24 protein-coding genes are annotated in these 16,572 nt (G+C 62.7%); 9 read left to right on the top strand and 15 right to left on the bottom strand.

Features of this window, described 5'->3' with window-relative positions:
• The 5 genes from SO156_RS07825 to SO156_RS07805 form a co-directional block, all read right to left on the bottom strand.
• On the bottom strand, nt 1-624 hold the full coding sequence (locus tag SO156_RS07825) for a hypothetical protein (protein ID WP_498534399.1): 624 nt from the start codon (nt 622-624) through the stop codon (nt 1-3).
• Nucleotides 602-979 (bottom strand): hypothetical protein, encoded by a 378-nt coding sequence (locus SO156_RS07820; RefSeq protein ID WP_498534398.1) that lies wholly within the window; start codon nt 977-979, stop codon nt 602-604. The genes SO156_RS07825 and SO156_RS07820 overlap by 23 nt, the downstream gene beginning before the upstream one ends.
• A gap of 106 nt (nt 980-1,085) precedes the next feature.
• Nucleotides 1,086-1,346: a hypothetical protein gene (locus tag SO156_RS07815; RefSeq protein WP_498534397.1), complete on the bottom strand. Its 261-nt coding sequence runs from the start codon at nt 1,344-1,346 to the stop codon at nt 1,086-1,088.
• Nucleotides 1,347-1,446: 100 nt separating this feature from the next.
• The gene (recA, locus tag SO156_RS07810) at nt 1,447-2,535 is read right to left on the bottom strand and encodes a recombinase RecA (protein WP_498534396.1); all 1,089 of its coding nucleotides are present in this window, start codon (nt 2,533-2,535) and stop codon (nt 1,447-1,449) included.
• A gap of 1,724 nt (nt 2,536-4,259) precedes the next feature.
• Nucleotides 4,260-4,430, bottom strand: a complete 171-nt coding sequence (locus tag SO156_RS07805) for a hypothetical protein (RefSeq protein ID WP_458151035.1) — start codon at nt 4,428-4,430, stop codon at nt 4,260-4,262.
• Between the two features lie 282 nt (nt 4,431-4,712).
• On the opposite strand from SO156_RS07805, the gene SO156_RS07800 reads away from it, so the two are divergent.
• Entirely contained in the window at nt 4,713-4,901 is a 189-nt protein-coding gene (locus tag SO156_RS07800) for a hypothetical protein (protein WP_458151034.1), read from the top strand.
• A 188-nt stretch (nt 4,902-5,089) separates the two neighbouring features.
• On the top strand, nt 5,090-5,323 hold the full coding sequence (locus SO156_RS07795; protein WP_458151033.1) for a DUF6894 family protein: 234 nt from the start codon (nt 5,090-5,092) through the stop codon (nt 5,321-5,323).
• 18 nt (nt 5,324-5,341) lie between these two features.
• Here the strand turns inward: SO156_RS07795 and SO156_RS07790 are convergent, their stop codons facing one another.
• The 3 genes from SO156_RS07790 to SO156_RS07780 form a co-directional block, all read right to left on the bottom strand.
• Nucleotides 5,342-5,692 carry a hypothetical protein gene (locus SO156_RS07790; RefSeq protein WP_458151032.1) on the bottom strand — a complete coding sequence of 117 codons (351 nt, stop codon included), beginning with the start codon at nt 5,690-5,692 and terminating at the stop codon, nt 5,342-5,344.
• 102 nt (nt 5,693-5,794) lie between these two features.
• Entirely contained in the window at nt 5,795-6,025 is a 231-nt protein-coding gene (locus tag SO156_RS07785) for a hypothetical protein (protein ID WP_458151031.1), read from the bottom strand.
• A gap of 79 nt (nt 6,026-6,104) precedes the next feature.
• Nucleotides 6,105-6,398, bottom strand: coding sequence for a lysozyme inhibitor LprI family protein (locus SO156_RS07780; protein WP_498534395.1), 294 nt, complete (start codon nt 6,396-6,398; stop codon nt 6,105-6,107).
• A 353-nt stretch (nt 6,399-6,751) separates the two neighbouring features.
• Between SO156_RS07780 and SO156_RS07775 the strand changes: the two genes are divergently transcribed.
• Nucleotides 6,752-7,216, top strand: coding sequence for a PaaI family thioesterase (locus SO156_RS07775; protein ID WP_458151029.1), 465 nt, complete (start codon nt 6,752-6,754; stop codon nt 7,214-7,216).
• A gap of 1 nt (nt 7,217) precedes the next feature.
• Here SO156_RS07775 and SO156_RS07770 read toward each other — a convergent pair whose 3' ends face one another.
• Nucleotides 7,218-7,511, bottom strand: a complete 294-nt coding sequence (locus tag SO156_RS07770) for an HdeA/HdeB family chaperone (RefSeq protein WP_458151028.1) — start codon at nt 7,509-7,511, stop codon at nt 7,218-7,220.
• A gap of 198 nt (nt 7,512-7,709) precedes the next feature.
• On the opposite strand from SO156_RS07770, the gene SO156_RS07765 reads away from it, so the two are divergent.
• Nucleotides 7,710-7,952 carry a PilZ domain-containing protein gene (locus tag SO156_RS07765; RefSeq protein ID WP_458151027.1) on the top strand — a complete coding sequence of 81 codons (243 nt, stop codon included), beginning with the start codon at nt 7,710-7,712 and terminating at the stop codon, nt 7,950-7,952.
• 51 nt (nt 7,953-8,003) lie between these two features.
• On the opposite strand, the gene SO156_RS07760 is transcribed toward SO156_RS07765, so the two are convergent.
• Both SO156_RS07760 and SO156_RS07755 read right to left on the bottom strand, forming a co-directional pair.
• Nucleotides 8,004-9,989 (bottom strand): pyrroloquinoline quinone-dependent dehydrogenase, encoded by a 1,986-nt coding sequence (locus SO156_RS07760; protein WP_498534509.1) that lies wholly within the window; start codon nt 9,987-9,989, stop codon nt 8,004-8,006.
• 57 nt (nt 9,990-10,046) lie between these two features.
• Entirely contained in the window at nt 10,047-10,277 is a 231-nt protein-coding gene (locus SO156_RS07755; RefSeq protein WP_458151026.1) for a hypothetical protein, read from the bottom strand.
• A gap of 156 nt (nt 10,278-10,433) precedes the next feature.
• Between SO156_RS07755 and SO156_RS07750 the strand changes: the two genes are divergently transcribed.
• From SO156_RS07750 to SO156_RS07740, 3 genes are all read left to right on the top strand, one after another.
• Nucleotides 10,434-10,838: a hypothetical protein gene (locus tag SO156_RS07750; RefSeq protein ID WP_458151025.1), complete on the top strand. Its 405-nt coding sequence runs from the start codon at nt 10,434-10,436 to the stop codon at nt 10,836-10,838.
• Between the two features lie 140 nt (nt 10,839-10,978).
• Nucleotides 10,979-11,305, top strand: coding sequence for a hypothetical protein (locus tag SO156_RS07745; protein ID WP_458151024.1), 327 nt, complete (start codon nt 10,979-10,981; stop codon nt 11,303-11,305).
• A gap of 259 nt (nt 11,306-11,564) precedes the next feature.
• Nucleotides 11,565-12,755, top strand: coding sequence for a GNAT family N-acetyltransferase (locus tag SO156_RS07740; protein ID WP_498534508.1), 1,191 nt, complete (start codon nt 11,565-11,567; stop codon nt 12,753-12,755).
• A gap of 2 nt (nt 12,756-12,757) precedes the next feature.
• On the opposite strand, the gene SO156_RS07735 is transcribed toward SO156_RS07740, so the two are convergent.
• The 3 genes from SO156_RS07735 to SO156_RS07725 all read right to left on the bottom strand — a co-directional run bounded on the left by SO156_RS07735 (nt 12,758) and on the right by SO156_RS07725 (nt 14,965).
• On the bottom strand, nt 12,758-13,423 hold the full coding sequence (locus SO156_RS07735; protein ID WP_458151023.1) for a DsbA family oxidoreductase: 666 nt from the start codon (nt 13,421-13,423) through the stop codon (nt 12,758-12,760).
• Between the two features lie 93 nt (nt 13,424-13,516).
• A complete protein-coding gene (locus SO156_RS07730) occupies nt 13,517-14,068 on the bottom strand; it encodes a hypothetical protein (RefSeq protein ID WP_498534394.1) in 552 nt (183 codons plus the stop codon).
• 75 nt (nt 14,069-14,143) lie between these two features.
• Nucleotides 14,144-14,965, bottom strand: a complete 822-nt coding sequence (locus SO156_RS07725) for a helix-turn-helix domain-containing protein (protein ID WP_458151021.1) — start codon at nt 14,963-14,965, stop codon at nt 14,144-14,146.
• 101 nt (nt 14,966-15,066) lie between these two features.
• Between SO156_RS07725 and SO156_RS07720 the strand changes: the two genes are divergently transcribed.
• Both SO156_RS07720 and SO156_RS07715 read left to right on the top strand, forming a co-directional pair.
• Entirely contained in the window at nt 15,067-15,297 is a 231-nt protein-coding gene (locus tag SO156_RS07720; RefSeq protein WP_498534393.1) for a hypothetical protein, read from the top strand.
• Between the two features lie 32 nt (nt 15,298-15,329).
• A complete protein-coding gene (locus SO156_RS07715; RefSeq protein ID WP_498534392.1) occupies nt 15,330-15,728 on the top strand; it encodes a hypothetical protein in 399 nt (132 codons plus the stop codon).
• A 206-nt stretch (nt 15,729-15,934) separates the two neighbouring features.
• Here the strand turns inward: SO156_RS07715 and SO156_RS07710 are convergent, their stop codons facing one another.
• On the bottom strand, nt 15,935-16,489 hold the full coding sequence (locus SO156_RS07710; RefSeq protein WP_498534391.1) for an SET domain-containing protein: 555 nt from the start codon (nt 16,487-16,489) through the stop codon (nt 15,935-15,937).
• Nucleotides 16,490-16,572 lie beyond the last annotated feature (83 nt).

Here is a 16,572-nt window from a genome sequence, read left to right as displayed (position 1 = left end):
CTAGGGCGCCACCAGCGAACGGCTTTTCGGATCCCAGCGCCAGAGCCGTTCGCTGGTCAGTTCAGTACCGCCCCACCAACGCTTGATCGTGTTGTGGCGGGAGAAGTCGTCCTCGCCTTTCATAATGGCCCGCCCGAGTTCGGTAACGGCCAACCGGCCCCCTCGGTATTGAAAGGGGCGAGGCTCCTCGCTCGCGTCGGACGGCGCCTGGCCAAGTTCAATGATTGCGGGGACCTTGCACTGCGCCAGTGCATGGAGCAGTTGACCGGCTTCCTGCTCGTCGTACACGTAGCGGAACTCGGCCGCACTGAGCACTTCTCGCGGCTCGGTACCTTCGTCTTCGATCCAGCCCAGCATTCCCATCTCCTTTTCGCCGAGACCCGTTTCTAAATCGGGCAATTCTTCGAGCATGGTGATAAGGGCCGACCGCAGTCGAGGAAGGATAGTCAGATCCTTCACGAGCAGAGCGAAGCAGCGTTCGGGCGTCGGCGCGCGCCAGGCATGCCAGGCGCGGCTGGCCAGTGTCAGGTGACTCTCCGTCACCTTGAACACCGGCAACTTCCATTTCGCCACAGATTGCGGGTGATACCGTGCAACGGCGTCATCGGTGTACACCAGGCTCAACTTCGTCGTGATCTCCTTGTGTGGACAGGTCGAGCAGCCAGACCACCACGAGTTGATCATTGGGCCGAGGATCGACCCACAATTCAATCGAATCGAACTTCGCACATAACTCGAAGAAACCGATATCGCGCGTGCCGAAACCATCCAGCGAGCTGCGACAAACGGCATCGAGCCAATGATCGCCAGGATTGCAGTGCTTTGCGGATCGCCGCTCCAGCCCCATCAAAAGTTGCTCCGCAGAGGGCAACTTCCCCGAAACGAAGCGTAGATAGAACCCGAGTGCGATGTTCGCGGCACCTGACTGGCGAAGCGTATTTGCCGCGAGATCGTTCGTGGCCAAAATCAAATGTGACACGGTCGCCTCTCAAAATTGGATTCCGGCCCGGAATGGGAGCTGAGGTGATCGAGCAGCCAAATCAGCTGCAATTGATCCTCGGGACTGGGATCGAACCAGAGTTCGATCACGTCGTACGGTTCGCAAAAATCGACAAGGGATAGATCTTTGCGGTCCCGGATGGCGCGCGGCCAGCGGATCCCCCAATCCGACCAATGATCACCCGGTGGAAGTGTCCCCGAACGCGCGCCGCAAAATAAGCAACAAGCATTTCAGGTGGAGGCACGGGTCCCCGCTGGAAGCGAAAAGAGAACATCACGACGATTTCGGCCAGCGCCGATTTTGCGAGCGCAAAGCCGGACGAACTCGTCAGGATCAGACGCTTCATGCCCCCAACTCCCCACGCAAAACGAAACGGGCGCCGAAGACGTCGGCAACTCAACGTCCTCAGCGCCCGCTCCTCGCGAAACTCGACTGGTGTTAAGCCCCTACTCCTCCGTCGGCTCCTCGCCGTCGGCGTCGCGCTCGGAATTGCCGGCCAAAATCTGCTCGGCGATCAAGCCAGAATTCTGACGGATCGCGGTTTCGATCTTGGCGGTGACATCGGGGTTAGCCTTCAGGAACGCCTTGGAGTTCTCGCGGCCCTGGCCGAGGCGCTGGCTGTCATAGGAGAACCAGGCGCCGGACTTTTCGACGATGCCGGCCTTGACGCCGAGATCGAGGATCTCGCCCATCTTCGACACGCCCTCGCCGTACATGATGTCGAATTCGACCTGCTTGAAGGGCGGTGCCAGCTTGTTCTTCACCACCTTCACGCGCGTGGTATTGCCGACGACCTCGTCACGCTCCTTGATCGCGCCGATGCGGCGGATGTCGAGGCGGACCGAAGCGTAGAACTTCAGCGCGTTGCCGCCGGTCGTGGTTTCCGGCGAGCCGTACATCACGCCGATCTTCATGCGAATCTGGTTGATGAAGATCACCATCGTGTTGGACTTGTTGATGGAGGCCGTCAGCTTGCGCAGCGCCTGGCTCATCAACCGCGCCTGGAGACCTGGCAGCGATTCCCCCATCTCGCCTTCGAGCTCGGCCTTCGGCACGAGCGCCGCGACCGAATCGATCACCATCACGTCCACAGCGCCCGAACGCACCAGCGTATCGCAGATCTCCAGCGCCTGCTCGCCGGTGTCCGGCTGCGAAATCAGGAGGTCGTCGATGTTGACCCCCAGCTTGCGCGCATAGACCGGATCGAGCGCGTGCTCCGCATCGATGAAGGCGCAGATGCCGCCCTTCTTCTGCGCTTCCGCCACCGTGTGCAGCGCCAGCGTGGTCTTGCCCGAGGATTCCGGCCCGTAGATCTCGACGATGCGCCCCTTGGGCAGGCCACCGATGCCGAGCGCGATATCGAGCCCGAGCGAGCCGGAAGACACCGCCTCGATGTCCATCGAACGGTCGCTCTTGCCGAGCTTCATCACCGAACCCTTGCCGAACTGGCGCTCGATCTGAGAGAGCGCGGCAGCCAGGGCTTTACTCTTGTCCATGGAAGATCCTTCGACGATTCGCAGTGCAGTGGCGGACATCTGGTCGTGCTCCTTATGACGGGGATTCGCGAGAGGGACAAACGGTTGGCGAAGCGGGCCGGCGATAAAAAGCAACGTACACTGTTTGTTCCGGGTTCGCAATATGTTCTTTTGCGCTCCAGACTGCCGTTCGTATTTTAACCCCTAGTGTCCTAAGCTGAATTTCGCGTTGTCCTAATTTGTTCGCGACCGCCGCAAGGTCGCCCAGCTCTGTTCATGCCTCAAACAGACTAGGCGGTTGTGGGTATATCTAGGTCCCAGAGAACACTCTGCGAACGTCGGTGCTCCGCCGGCGAAACTCGCAGTTCTGAGTGTCCGAATTCGTTATTAACGAGCCAAGCTCTGTTCATGACCGCTGTTCCCGATTGCCAGCATCGGCCAGTTCTGTTCCTGTCTCTGATGATCCAGGCGCTCCCCGCCTAGCCCGAATGGGGTAAGCCTATTGGTTTTGGGAACAATCTGCGTGGCGGCGCGTCGGTTTGGGGCCCCCAGCCGAAAGGTGCCCCCCCGACTGCTGGAGGAAAACCCCATCAAGCGGGTTGGCGGCCCCCCATTGGGGCCGTTTAAATTCCAAGTTGAGGCCGCCTCGGTTGGCGGCCTCTTTCATTTCATGACAGGGATCTCGCCAAGATCCGTAAAACAACCCCATGCAAAGTAGCCGGGCCGTACCGTGCCCCCCGGTGACACCGAGTTGATTTCGACAACTCCTTAAACCGTTTATCACCGGCGGACGCCGACCGGCGAGCGGTGGAAAAGATGCCTTCGCTTGTCTTCAAGATTGCCGCTGCCGGACTTTCGATCCCGGCTAGTCGCCTCGTGCTCCCAAGGTCGGGACTGAACGAGCTAGCAAAGGGCATGGCCGTTGCAGTATCGCTCACGGTCGTTGCGGCCGTTCTCATCGCCGCCGTCCACAGTCTTGGGCCATGAAGCGTCTTGGGCCATGAAGCGTCTTGGGCCATGAAGCGTCTTGGGCCATGAAGCGAGCAAGGCCACCCCGCCTGGCGGCCTCTACTCTCCGCGCATGCCGGCCTACAGCACGGCCAACAGAATGAGCCCCACGACCAGCACAACAAAACCCATCGCCGTCGCAGCGGCGAATGATCGCTCTACGTTATCCATATGCCACCCCTGATCGGCGGGCCACGTTCCCCCATGGCGTCGCCGAACACCCTGAGTCTCCCCAATCGCTGTGTCGTAATTTCTGCGAGTGGGTGTCGGAATTGGGACGGGATTCGTGCTTGAGATGGCAAAGCGACCTATTCGCAACCCGACCTTGAACAGCCGATCGCCCGCTTGCGCATGTAAGCTCCCTGTAAGCTGCAGGGGGTAACTTGGCGTGGCTACGGTGTTGCAGCCCAGCACCTCAGCCTCCAATAACCTTCTGCCCCGCCCGGCTCTCCCCTGGCGGGGCTTTTTTGTTCGCTGTCCCACAATCCTAACGCGATGATATTGGGGTGTCGGACTGGACTGCGCCGAATCCGAAATGACTGTAGCGATCGTTTCGACAGTCCCGCGAAGCGCCAGAAGATGATCACGCTCGCCTTGCGCACCACTCGCAAGCAAGCTCTGTCTTCACCCGCAAGACGGTCACACCGCGCTGCGCACTCACGCTGCATATCGCGTTCACGGCGCTTATCGTTCGCGGACATGTCGCTGGTGGAACCCGTGGTTCTCCGGCCATGAACAAAGTTCCTGCCCACTGCCGCGACCGGCGGCAGCCCCGGTCAGCTCGGATAGTTGCTTCGCCCGCCCTCCCGGTCGTGCATCTGAAGGATGCGGACGAAATCTGCCATGCTCGAACGGTCGCCGCCCTCGCTTGCGCGCAGGTTGTAGCCGTCTGTCTCGGGCCGGGCGCGCTGCCAAACCCGCTTGAGGAAGTCGACGATCAGTTTCATGGAATCCGAACGCGCCGGGTTTGAGCTGAATGGCTCTGGATGAATCCTTGCCGAGCCAATGCGCGGTCAGCCGACTGGTTCCCCACGGCCCAGCCGAAATTTGCGCTGCACCATAATGCAGGAACGTTTGTTTCGATGACGTCTTCGTTTGTTTCGTTCACGTATAGATCAAGGATTTCGTTGCATTATCTATGGCTTAGCGGCAAATTCGACGGATAGGGGGCAGAATATTAGGACGTTCAACATGTTGCGTTAACCGTAGGTGAATCGTGGAGGTAGGCCATGAATCACAGGGGCATTGAGTTCACCGTGGCCAAGACGGCGATACAAGGCGTCTGGCAGTGGCAATTCCGCATCGGTGAAATGGTCAAGACCGGCAAGACCGAGACCAAGATCGATCTGCTTGCCATCCGCCGCGTGCAGCTGCGTATCGACCGCGAGCTGAAGGCCATCGATCGCAAGACGGCTTGAGCCGGTCGCGAGGACATTGTCAGCTAGACAGCGCCGTACCCCGTTGGGTGCGCAGCAATACGCATTGGCCACCCAGTTTTGCTGCTCATGAATCCCGTAGAGTTCCGGAGTTGATCTGCCTGCGGTTTGGGATTCCACTGCGCGCCTCATGGCCTGGGGGCTCGGCCATCACGCGATCGGTGCCAGCCATGCCGCTCTACTTCTTCCGGATCCGGAACGGGCGCTATTCGGGCTCATCGGAGCAGGCCAGCGAATTTCCCGACCGCGATGCAGCCTGGAAGGAAATGACCCATGTCTGCGCCGACATGGCCGCCGGCATCGCCCGCAAATTGCAGGAGAACTCCGAATGGCACATGGAGCTTCTGGACGAGGCCAAGCAACCCGTCTTCCGGATTAGAATCGTCGCGGAGTCCTTTGATTAGAGCGCAGCTGGCGCGCGCCTAGCCACGTCCGGCCGCCCTGCCCTCCATCTTCCCGGCCGCCTCCCTGGCCGCTTCGCGCTGGCGCTTCCGCCGCAGATCCCTGGCACGAATGAAGCGCGCCCCGACGCGCTCGCCATTGCGCCAGGTCAGGATGCAGATCCGGATTACCTCGCCGCCGGTCGTGAACGACAGGCCGAACACTTTCGGCACCGGCAGCGCACCGACGTCGAGAGACACGCCGTCGTCGGAGACATCGACGATCGTGCATTCGATCCATGGCGCATCGGGCGCGGGAATCAGAAATCCGGGCCTGTAGAGATCGACCCGCACATGTCTGCGTGCGCCGAGATCTTTGCGGTGCCGGGCCATCGCTCTCCCCTGGAAAAGGAGACTCTAAACCGCAATGCTTTGAATGGGGTTTCCGAAAAAGACTCAAAGTTGCTGCAAGCCGAAGATCGCTTCGAAGCGACCCTAGTCCGCGCTCGGCAGGCGGCGCATCGTGAATTCGATGTCGCCGCCAGGCAGTTCGCGCCAGCTTTCGACCTCGCTCATATAGCCGGCCTTGGGATAGCGAGCGAAGAAGGCCTGAGCCTTCGCCCTCGCCGCCTCGCGCGGCAATGTGAAGGTCTCGCGCAAATAGCCGTCGTCCGCCTTGCGCCGGCGCGCCATCCGGTCTGCAAGATCCCGCGGACGAAACACCATGCCGCTACTCCTTCAGCCCTACGCCCCCCTCGAATATAGGAGATCGGGGAACGAAGAGGAGTCCGGCCGACCGGGGCGGTCAGTTGGCAGTCGGAGCGGTCTTGGTCTTCTTGGCCGCAGCAGAGGTCTTTGGCGCGGCGGCGGCCTTAGGGGCATCGGCGCGCATCCCGCCCCAGGGATCGTTCGCGGCCTTGGAGTCCGGGATCTTCTTCAGCGTCTCCTTGTAACGCTGGTCGCGCTCGGCATCGGCCGCTTTCTCATCGTCTGTCTTGCCCGGTCCATCCTGCATCATATTGATGTGAGGCATCGCATTTTGCGCGTAGGCCGGGCCGGCGAGCACAGCCAGCAGCGCCGCCATACGGAAAACCTTCATCACGTCACTCCATTGATCATCGACATCGAACCGGCGCGTCGTCAGCCGTAACGCAGCATGCCCGCGCGACCCGCTAGAAGCGGTCCGATTTGCAGGATTTTGGCGATTGCAGCCAGTCGTCCCAGATCGGGCCGCATTTGGTGCACCCGCCCAGCGCCAGGCCGACCAGGCCCAAGCAAAACACCAAGACAAATCGCCGCAACATCGTCCACCCTGTTCCCAAGCGCGGCATCATAGGGGGCGAAGTCGGGCATTTTCAAGCCAAGGCAGAAGCGCCCGGGACGAGGTGACTTTGCCGTGCCATACCGGGCAGAATGGCCGAAACATCGGGCAACAAGGGGGAAACGGAATCCATGCCAGTGCAGCCAACGACCGAATTCGGAATCGAGGAGGCGAGACGCGTGCTGGGCGACGTGTTCGCGCCCTGGGTTCAGGACCTGGGTCTGTCGGTCGAGCGCATCGACCACGAACCGCCGCCGAACGATACGGACTGGCAGCCAGGCGCAGTGCTGCGCATGGCGTTCTCGGAGCGGCTGTGCCGCAGCGGCGGCGTGGTCTGCGGCCAGGCCCTGATGGCGCTCGCCGACACCTCAATGGTAATCGCGATCCTCGCCGCCAACCGCGGCTACCGGCCGATGACGACCGTCGACCAGACCACGCACTTCATGCGCGCGGTCTCATCGTCGGACGTTCTGGCGGATGCGAAGGTGGTGCGGCTCGGACGCACCATGAGCTTCGGTCGTGTCACGCTGTTGTCCGCCACCGACAACAAGCCGGTGGCGATGGTCTCGAGCGCCTTTGCGATGCTGCCGGGTTAATTTACTTGCCCAGCACTTCGTCGGCTGCGGTGACGATGCTGACCGTCGGGTTGTTGCCGCAATAGGTGCCGAACTTCTTGGCATTGTCGACGAACACGTCGGTGTCGATGATCGCGTTGTCCTCGTCACCCTTGTACCAGCCGTCCATCCAGGTCAGCACCAGCTTGATGGTGTCGTCGCCGCTCTCGAGGAACTGCTTGCAGCTCATGGTCGATAGATCGAGCTTGGTGGCGTTGACGGGAGCCGACGACAGCGTGACGGCGGCAGCGAACAAAATCGAAATCGTGGTCTTCATCAATATCTCCATTGGCGGGGACGCCACAATTGATCAGCCTCTTTGCGAGGCCGTGGGAAGCGCGTGCGCAACGCACGCGCCCGCCGCGCATTGTCGTAAACGAAGTATTAAGCGCACGGCAAGCACGACGTACATTGAATTTAGTTCGATGTAATTTCTGTGCCGTAATTTATGCTCTTTCAGTTTGGAATAACGGACATGATTGAGAAGCGTGCAGCGCAGCGACATCGGGTTTTCAAGGGTGCGACGATCACCTTTGAAAGCCGCGGCGTTGCGTGCACGGTGCGGAATTTGTCGAGCGGAGGCGCTGCAATCGACCTCGACGGCGGCGTTTTGCTGCCGCCATCGTTTACTCTGTCGATCTCCAGCGATCACTTCGTGCACAAGTGCCGCACCGTGTGGCGCAACGACAAACGCCTCGGTCTCGCCTTCGAACACTAACGCGCGAGGCTGTGAACCGCGGTTCGCAAAACGCGTCTTTCGCGCCTGGGGTTAGACGGCCCTGCGGCGACTCATGCGCCAGCGAAAGCCAGCGATGACGAGTGCGATCACCACGAGCATCAGCACGACGAGCGCGGCCCAGAACCGGCCGCCGGGACGATCGAGCGTGCGCGACATCAGCGAGGGCGACTCCCCTTCCCGCGCCAGGCGGAACGCGACCACGCTGTCGCCGATCGACGTGCCGCCTTCCGAATGGCCGCCGGCGCCGATCGCGACATATTGCTCGCCCTTCCAGAGATAGGTCATGGGATTGGCAACGCCGGGCACGGGCAGCCGGCCCTGCCACAACTCGCGTCCGCTTTTCGCATCGAAGGCGCGCAAGTAGGCGTCCATCGCACCGGTGAAGACGAGACCGCCCGCCGTGATCGCGACGCCGTTGACGAGCGGCGTGCCCCACGCAAACGGCAGGCCGAGCGGCGCGAGATCCTCGGTGGTGCCGACCGTGGAGCGCCAGAGGATCTTGCCGGCCTTGAGGTCGACCGCGACCATCTCGCCCCATGGCGGTTTGACGCAGATCAGCCCCATTGGCGACATCACCACCGAACGCGACATCGCGAACGGCGCGCCCTGCTGCTGACCGAAATCATGGCCAGGCGGCGGATTGAAGCCGGCTGCGTCCGCACGCGGGATCAGCTTGATGAGATGCGCAACCCGGCTGGTGTTGGCATAGAGGATCTGGTTGACGGGATCGAACGCCGCGCTGCCCCAGTTCACGCCGCCGCCGGTGAACGGAAACTCCAGCGTGCCCTGTGTCGAGGGCGGCGTGAACAGGCCCTCGTTGCGTGCCGCCGCGAACTGCTCTTTGCAGGCGGAGCCCATGCCGGGAATCAGCGAGAAGGTATCGTCCGCCGAAATGGTCTGCTGCGTCAGCGCCGGCACATGGGTCGGGAACGGCTGCGTCGGCGACAGCTTTTCGCCCTCAGCCGCGCTTTGCGGAACGCTGCGCTCCTCGACCGGCCACACCGGCTTGCCGCTGTCGCGGTCAAGCACGAACACGAAGCCGTGCTTGGTCGGTTGGATCACGACGTCGCGCTGCCCCGCGCCGGTGTCGATGCGCGCGAGCGTCGGCTGCGCCGGCAGATCGTAATCCCAGAGATCGTGATGCACGGCCTGGAACGACCATGCGAGTTCGCCGGTCTCGATGCGCAGGGCAACCACCGAATTGGCGTGCTCATTGTTGCCGGGCCGCTTGCCGCCCCAGAAATCCGGCGACGGCGAGGTGGTCGGCAGGAACACCAGTCCGCGCGCCTCGTCCACCGACATCGGCGCCCAGACGTTGGCGTGGCCGGCTTCGATGCCGTCGTGCTTCAGAGGCTCAAAGCTCCAGCGCGGCTGGCCGCTGCGCGCGTCGAACGCGCGCACCGTACCCGCCGGCGCGTTGACGCGCCGGTTGTCGCCGATCGCAGAGCCAACCACGACGACGCCGCGCCCGACCGCAGGCGGCGAGGTGATCTGGAATTCGCCGGGCCATTCCAGCTTCATGCCGACGTCGATCCTGACCTCGCCCTTGTCGCCAAAACCGGCACAGGGAATTCCGGTCTTCGCATCGAGCGCGATCAGTCGGACATCGTTGGTGCCCATGAAGATGCGGGCGCGGCACGCAGCATTCGAGGGCGCCTGATCATCGACCCAATAGGTGACACCGCGACAGACGAAGCGGTTTGCGGGACGATAATCGGTCCTGATCTTCGGATCATAGCGCCACTTCTCGGCGCCTGTGCCGGGATCGAGCGCGATCACCTCGTTGAAGGGCGAGCAGAAGATCAGGCTGTCCTCGACGAACAACGGCGTCGCCTCGAACTTCGTTCTCTTCATCACCTCGCTCGGACGCGCCACGAGATCGCCGGTGTGATATTCGAAGGCGCGAACGAGATTGCCGACATTGTCGGGCGTGATCTGCTTCAGTGCGGAGTATCTTTGACCGCCGGCATCGCCGCCCCAAAACTCCCAGCCGGAGGCCGGACCCAGCCCAAGCATCAGGACAGCGAAGAGGCCGACCAGATGACGCAGGCGGATCATGGGGCTCGCCCGGCGCTATTTCGGCTTCTTGGCAGGCTCGGTCTGGCGCGCCCCGCCCCACGGGTCGTACTTCTCCTTGGGATCGGGAATGCGCTCGAGGGCTGCCTTGTAGGCCTTCTCGTCGACCTCGGGAGCCTTCTTGTCGGTCTTGGCGCCATCATTGCCGTGGCGCCGGCCGCCCATCTGGGCCTGCGCAGGCGCGGCAACGAATGCGAGCACGGTCACCGCGACGACAAAAAATCTCATGCGTCAATCCCTCCCACCTGGCGTTTCAGCCTAACCTGCATTGGCCTATTGGCAAATCCCCGCGACCCTTCGGTCCCGCTCAGCAATTTTTGATTGAGGGGGACTTCGATCGGCCGTCTTCGTACCCATCTGTCGGGACGCAGGGGATCTTCGCGGATGTTACGGATTGTTGCTCAAGCGGCACTGCTCGCCGCCGCGCTGGCGGTCGGCGCGTGCGGCTTTGCCGACAGCCGCGCGCCGGTGCCCGAATTCATGCGCATGAAGGACGCCGAGCAGCCACCTCCCGAACCGCCACCCGACGTCAAGAAAATCGTTCGTGAGCAGCTCGACGTCGTCTTCATGGCGGCGTCATATCCGCGCGAGGTGCAGGTCGCCCCGCCCCATCACGAGGTCCGCGGGCTGGGCTGGACGTCCTGCGTCCGGGCGCAGCTCACATCGGCGACCGGCACCGGGCTTGGTACCCAGACCTACGTCGTGACCATCAGCGGCGGGAAGGTCGTCGACCGGCGGCGCGCCGAGGCCGACGACATCTGCGGATCCGAAACCTACGAGCCGATCTAGGGAACACCATCGTTTACCGCGCAATGTCATCATGTTCCCCGGAACACCGGTCATGTGAGGGAAAAACCCGCAAAAGCGCCCGGAACGAATGCGTGCGCCCATTCTTGTCACCCCGAGGGCAGTTGCCACGGAGAGGACTGATGAGGACAACGATGATTGCGCTGCTGGCAAGCGTCGGCGCACTGGCCGCGACGGGAGCCGCGAAGGCTGCCGACATCTACACGACCAGCGAATACACCAATCCCGATCTCGTGCAGCAGGTGCGCCTCGTCTGTGACGACACCGGTCGCTGCTATCGTACCCACAACGGCGCGCGGGTGATCATCCGCGATCGCGATTCCTACAACTATATGCCGCGCGACCGCTACTATGAGCGCCGCACCTATCGCGACTACGATAGACCGCGCGCCGGCGTCGACATTCACGCGCCCGGCGTCAGCGTGGGGGTCGGCGAGGATCGCTACTAGTTCCAACGCGTGAAATCGGAAGGACCGGACGACGCCGTCGTCCGGTCCTTTTTCGTTTTTGCGTCATTGGTGATGATGGCGCCGGTCGACCGGTAACAGGGCGACATCCGGCGGCGTGCCGCCGGATGGTCAACGGGACGTTAACGCTACCGCTCGAATTGACGGCTTGCGCCAACGGTATCTTCCAATCTTTGCGCTAAGCATGAGCAGACGCGGTTCGGGCTTCGGCCCGGCCGGCGTGAGCGAGGAAATGCGGGACGTGGTCGATATCGCACATCGAGCTGCGATCAAGGGCGCATCGGCAAGCGATGCCACGGTTCTGCGTGCCCGTAACCTCTCCGACACCGCGCCGCTCGTCCCGCTTGCGTCGGTTGACTTGGGGCAATGGCAGGCACTCAGCGCGCAGGCGATCGAACCGAACGGCTATTACCTGCCGCCCTGGACGCTCGCCGTCAGCGCGACGGCCCGCGGCCGCACCGGCGCAATGGCGCTGTGCGCGGTCAACGCATCGGCACAACTGATCGGCCTGATGCCGGTCGTCTCGCTATGGCGCGCCTGGAACATCCCCCTGCCCGGGATGGTGAGCGCGCATCCTTACGGCACGCTGTGCAGCCCGCTGCTTGATCGTGACACGGCGAGCGAAGCCGCAGCGCGGCTGCTCGATCAGGCACGCGATGCCGGCGCCCACGCCTTGATCCTGCGCGACCTCGCGCTCGACGGCGCAGCGATGAGATCACTGACTGCAATCTTGACCCGCGACGGTTTGAAGCCGCGCGTGCTGAGCTCGTACATGCGCGCCAGTCTCGATGCGACGCAGGATGGCGATACGCTACTGCGCGAGGCGCTTGGGGCAAAGAAGCTCAAGGAGCTTCGGCGCCAGCGGCACCGGCTCGAAGAGCATGGCCCGGTCTCGTTCCACGTTGCGCGCACGCCTGACGAGGTCAAAACAGCGCTCGAAACATTCCTGCGGCTCGAGGCCAGCGGCTGGAAAGGCAGGCGCGGCACAGCGCTGATCCAGCACGCCGGCGATGCCGCCTTCATTCGCCGCGCCGCGCCCGCGCTCGCCGAGACCAGCCAATGCGAGATCATCAGCCTGCGCGCCGGGGAAACGCCGGTTGCCGGCGGCGTCGTGCTGCGCCACCGCGATCGCGCCTTCTTCTTCAAGCTCGGCATTGACGCGCGCTTTGCGAAATATTCGCCGGGCGTGCAGCTCACCGTCGACCTGACGCGCCATCTCTGCGCCGATCCAGCCATCGCCAGTGCCGACTCCACCGCAAGCGCCGACCACCCCATGATCGACCCGATCTGGCGCGGCCGCTTTGCCATTGGCGATGTGCTGATTCCGTTGCGGGGGAATGATCCGGTGGTGACATTGATCCATGCAGCGCTGATCGCGCGCAATGCCGCGCTGGAAGCCGCGCGGCGAGCGCTTCACCTGCTCCGCAAGTAACGCTACTCCGCCGCCTGTGCGTTGATTTCCTCCGACACCTGGCGGATGGCGCGGGCGAGCAGGTTCGGATCCTGCGCGCCGGAGACGGCGTATTTCTGCGCGAAGACATAGGTCGGGACGCCGGAGATGCCCTTCTCGGCAGCGTCCTGCGCCTGCGCCGAGATCAGCTCGACGTCCTCGTCCGTCGCAAGCCGGCGCCGCACGTCGTCAGCATTCAGCCCGACATCGGCGGCCGCCTGCACCAGCACGTTCACATCGGTGAGATCGCCGCCGTCGCGGAAATAGAGCTCCATCAGCCGCTGCTTCATCTCGGGCGCCTTGCCGGCAGCCTCCGCCCAGTGGATCAGGCGATGACAGTCCGTGGTATTGGGCTGGCGCTGCACGAGATCGGGCCGATAGGTCAGGCCCTCCTCGCCCGCGGCTGCGACGACGCGGCCGGCGATGCCCTTATAGGCCTCGACCGAGCCGAACTTCTTGGTCAGATATTCCTCGCGGCTGATGCCCTCGCGTGGCACCCAGGGATTGAGGAAGTACGGGCGGAAGTTGAGCTCGACCGGCACGTCCGGCACCAGCGCGAGCGCATTCTCGATCCGGCGCTTGCCGATATAGCACCAGGGGCACACCACGTCGGAGACGACATCGATCTGAAGCGGCTTGAGCGTGCTCATGGGAGACTCCCGGACTGGTCTGACCGGTCCAAGATAAGCCGAACGCATTGCAAAACAAGCAGCGAACCCATTCTTTGTCGCACGGCCCCAATACTATGGCGCCGGCAAGATCGGGGGGATCTGCAACAAATAACTCCTGATCTCGGCGAGCAGATCAAGCGCCGGTATCCGCTGCAAGGCTTCGTCCGCGCTGCACCATGGATAAGAGAGTGCAGATAGCCAAACCATGGCGGGTGAAAGGCTGTCCGGTGGGAACACCTTCATCACGTCGATTGTAATGATGAGCTTTTCAACGCGACCCTGGCTGCCGAAACGCCAGTCGTATCGACCGCAGCCGATACGCACAGGACCATTGCCTTTCCCGGACATTCCTACGAGCCAGTGACAAGAGAAATTCACGCATTCGGTGGCGGGTGGCACCGCAAGACAAAAGGTGAAGATGTTTTCGTAGTCAACGCCGAACCGGCGCACCAAGATGTCCTCCAGAGACGCAACGCCTCGAGCCGAACTTGGAAAGCTGATCGCGTCGGTCTTGACGACCATTTCGAGCTCGGCATTTTCGGCGAACGCTTTCCGCATCAGGAACGGGCGATTTCCGTCCTTAGCAAGGATGTACGTTGTCACGGCGTTGGCAGGTGTCAGCATGGCCTGGCGAGCCTACATCCGGCCGAGTGGCTAAACCAGAGACCGATGGCGCGATATGCGCGCTGTGCAAGGGCGCTAGCCCATCTTTGCCGCCATGTGCTTCAACCGCTCTGCCGTGCGCTCATCCGCCGGAAAGAAAGTCTCCAGCGCCAATTCCGACAGCGTGATGTCGACCGGTGTGCCGAACACCATGGTGGTGGAGAAGAAACTTAGTATCTCGCCCTCATGCCGCAGCTTGAACGGGATCGCGACATTGTCGCCCGAGAGCGGAGCGGAGCGTGCCGGAATCGGATAGCTCTTCAGATCATTGTAGAGCTTGATCAACTCCGGATCGGCTGTCGCCTCGCATTGCCGGTGCAGCCGCTCCAAGAGATGCCCGCACCATTCGGCGAGGTTGACGGTGCGGGGCGCCAGCGCTTCGGGATGGAAGGCGAGCCGCAGCACGTTGAAGGGCTGGCCGAGCAGCCGCTGGGGAATGCCGTCGAGCAGCGGCGCAACCATGCGGTTGGCGGAGACCAGATTCCAGTGCCGGTCATAGGCGAGTGCCGGATTTGGCTCATGTGCCCTGAGGACGAGGTCGATCGCCTGGCGGGCTGACTTCAAGGCGGGATCCTCCAGCGGGCGCTGCGGAAAGGCCGGCGCGTAACCTGCCGAAACCAGCAGCACGTTGCGTTCGCGCAAGGGAACATCGAGCCGCTCGGCGAGCTTCAACACCATCTCGCGCGAGGGCGTCGCGCGGCCGGTCTCGACGAAACTCAAATGCCGCGCCGAGATCTCCGCCTCGCCCGCGAGATCGAGCTGGCTCATGCGGCGGCGCTGCCGCCATTCGCGCAAGTGATCGCCGATATGGATGGGCTGGGCGCGCTCGGCCTGCGCCGTGGATGCATGTGCGTTCATGGTCAAAAACCTAGCATGCGGATTTCGTCCCTTCCATTACGTCCGAGGTAATCGAATTGCGCAGGGCCGTGGCTCATCTTCTCGGGCAACAGGAGATGACCATGATCGCGCTGCTTCTCTACCGAACCGTTGCCGACACCCTGCTGCCTTGGGCGGTGAAGTTTGCAACCCGCCTGCTCGCGCGCAGCCTCAACATGCCGGAACCGCTGGTGCATTCGACCGGCGACTTCGTCGTCGCGCAAGTGCTGGCGTTCGAGCACAGCGTCGGAAAAAGCCTCTGCCCGTTCCGCCTCGCGCGCCACATCCGCGCCTTCTGGCGCGGGCTGCGCTGATATTCACCCCGAAGCCCACAAGGAGAACGACAATGATCTTCGCATCCACCTTCCTGCGCCGCGCCTTGCTCGCCGATGCCATCTTCAGCGGCGTCTCGGCCGTTGGCTTCGCCTTTGGTGCGAGCGCCTTCGCCTCGCTCTTCAATCTGCCCGAAGCGCTGCTGCGGGAGACTGGCCTGCTCCTGATCGCCTATGCCGCTCTGGTCGGATGGCTCGCTTCGCGCAGCTCGGTGCCGAAGGCGCTCGTCATCCTCGTCGTGGTCGGCAACGCCGCCTGGACGGTTGCGAGCATCGCTCTGCTGTTCTCCGGTGCAGTGTCGCCGAACCTTGCCGGCGAGCTCATGGTCGTCGCCCAGGCGATCGCGACCGGCGTGTTCGCGGAATTGCAGTATGTGGGGTTGCGGAGGAGCGGCAGCGCCGTGACGGCTTGACCAACGCCGTTACCACGCAAAGAAGTCGTCGCCTGGCTTGCCGCCTTCGCTGAAGCTTCGGCGCGCCAAGTTCGCGAGCCTCGTCGGAGCCTTGGCGGAGACGGGACCGGGCGACGGAGTATTCCAGAGACGGCAAACGTATGCGGATAAGCCGCGGCGTACTGGATGCCCCGGTCAAGCCGGGGCATGACAGCGGGAATAAATGATTACGCGCGTGCGCGCCCGTTGGTCTTGCCGTTGGCGTGCTTGCCATTGAGCTTCTTCTTTTTCGCGCCAGCCTTCTGCGCCTTGCGCTCGGCGCGCGCCTTCACCTTGGCCCGCTCGGCCCGCGCCTCGGCGCGGAGCTTCTTGCGCTTCTTCTCGCAGGCAGCGCACTTGCAGCCGATCGGCTTGAGATAGGCTTTGAAATAGTCGGTGCCGTAGTCGTAGTTGATCTCGTCGCCGGCCTCGATGTTCTTGATGGCACGGATGAAGACCTTGCGCTTGCGCGGGCGGACGTCGGATTCCGCGTTCGGCCGGCAGGAATGGTTGATGTAGCGGGCGACGTTCTTGCGCACAGAACCGTCGATGGTCCAGCGGTCGTTGAGCTCGAACAGGTATTTGTTCTCGATGTCGTCCTGCTCGGGGATCCGAGAGTCCAGGATCGGTCCGAAATAACGGATGATCCGCGCACCCTTCTTGATCGGTTTGGTGGCGAAGAGGCCAAGTCCGGTTTTGGAGCGGCCGACGCGATAGGGTTTGTTCAACGTGATGGCTGGCATGATCGAGATAAGTGACAACGCAGGACGAGGCGAAGGCGCTCTTCTAGAACGATTCCGCGGTCATGTCAGGTGTTTCAAGGCCC

It is taken from the genome of Bradyrhizobium sp. UFLA05-125 (assembly GCF_059803515.1).
The sequence above is the reverse complement of the archived record's forward strand: the minus strand, read 5'-3'. Positions and strand labels throughout refer to the sequence as shown.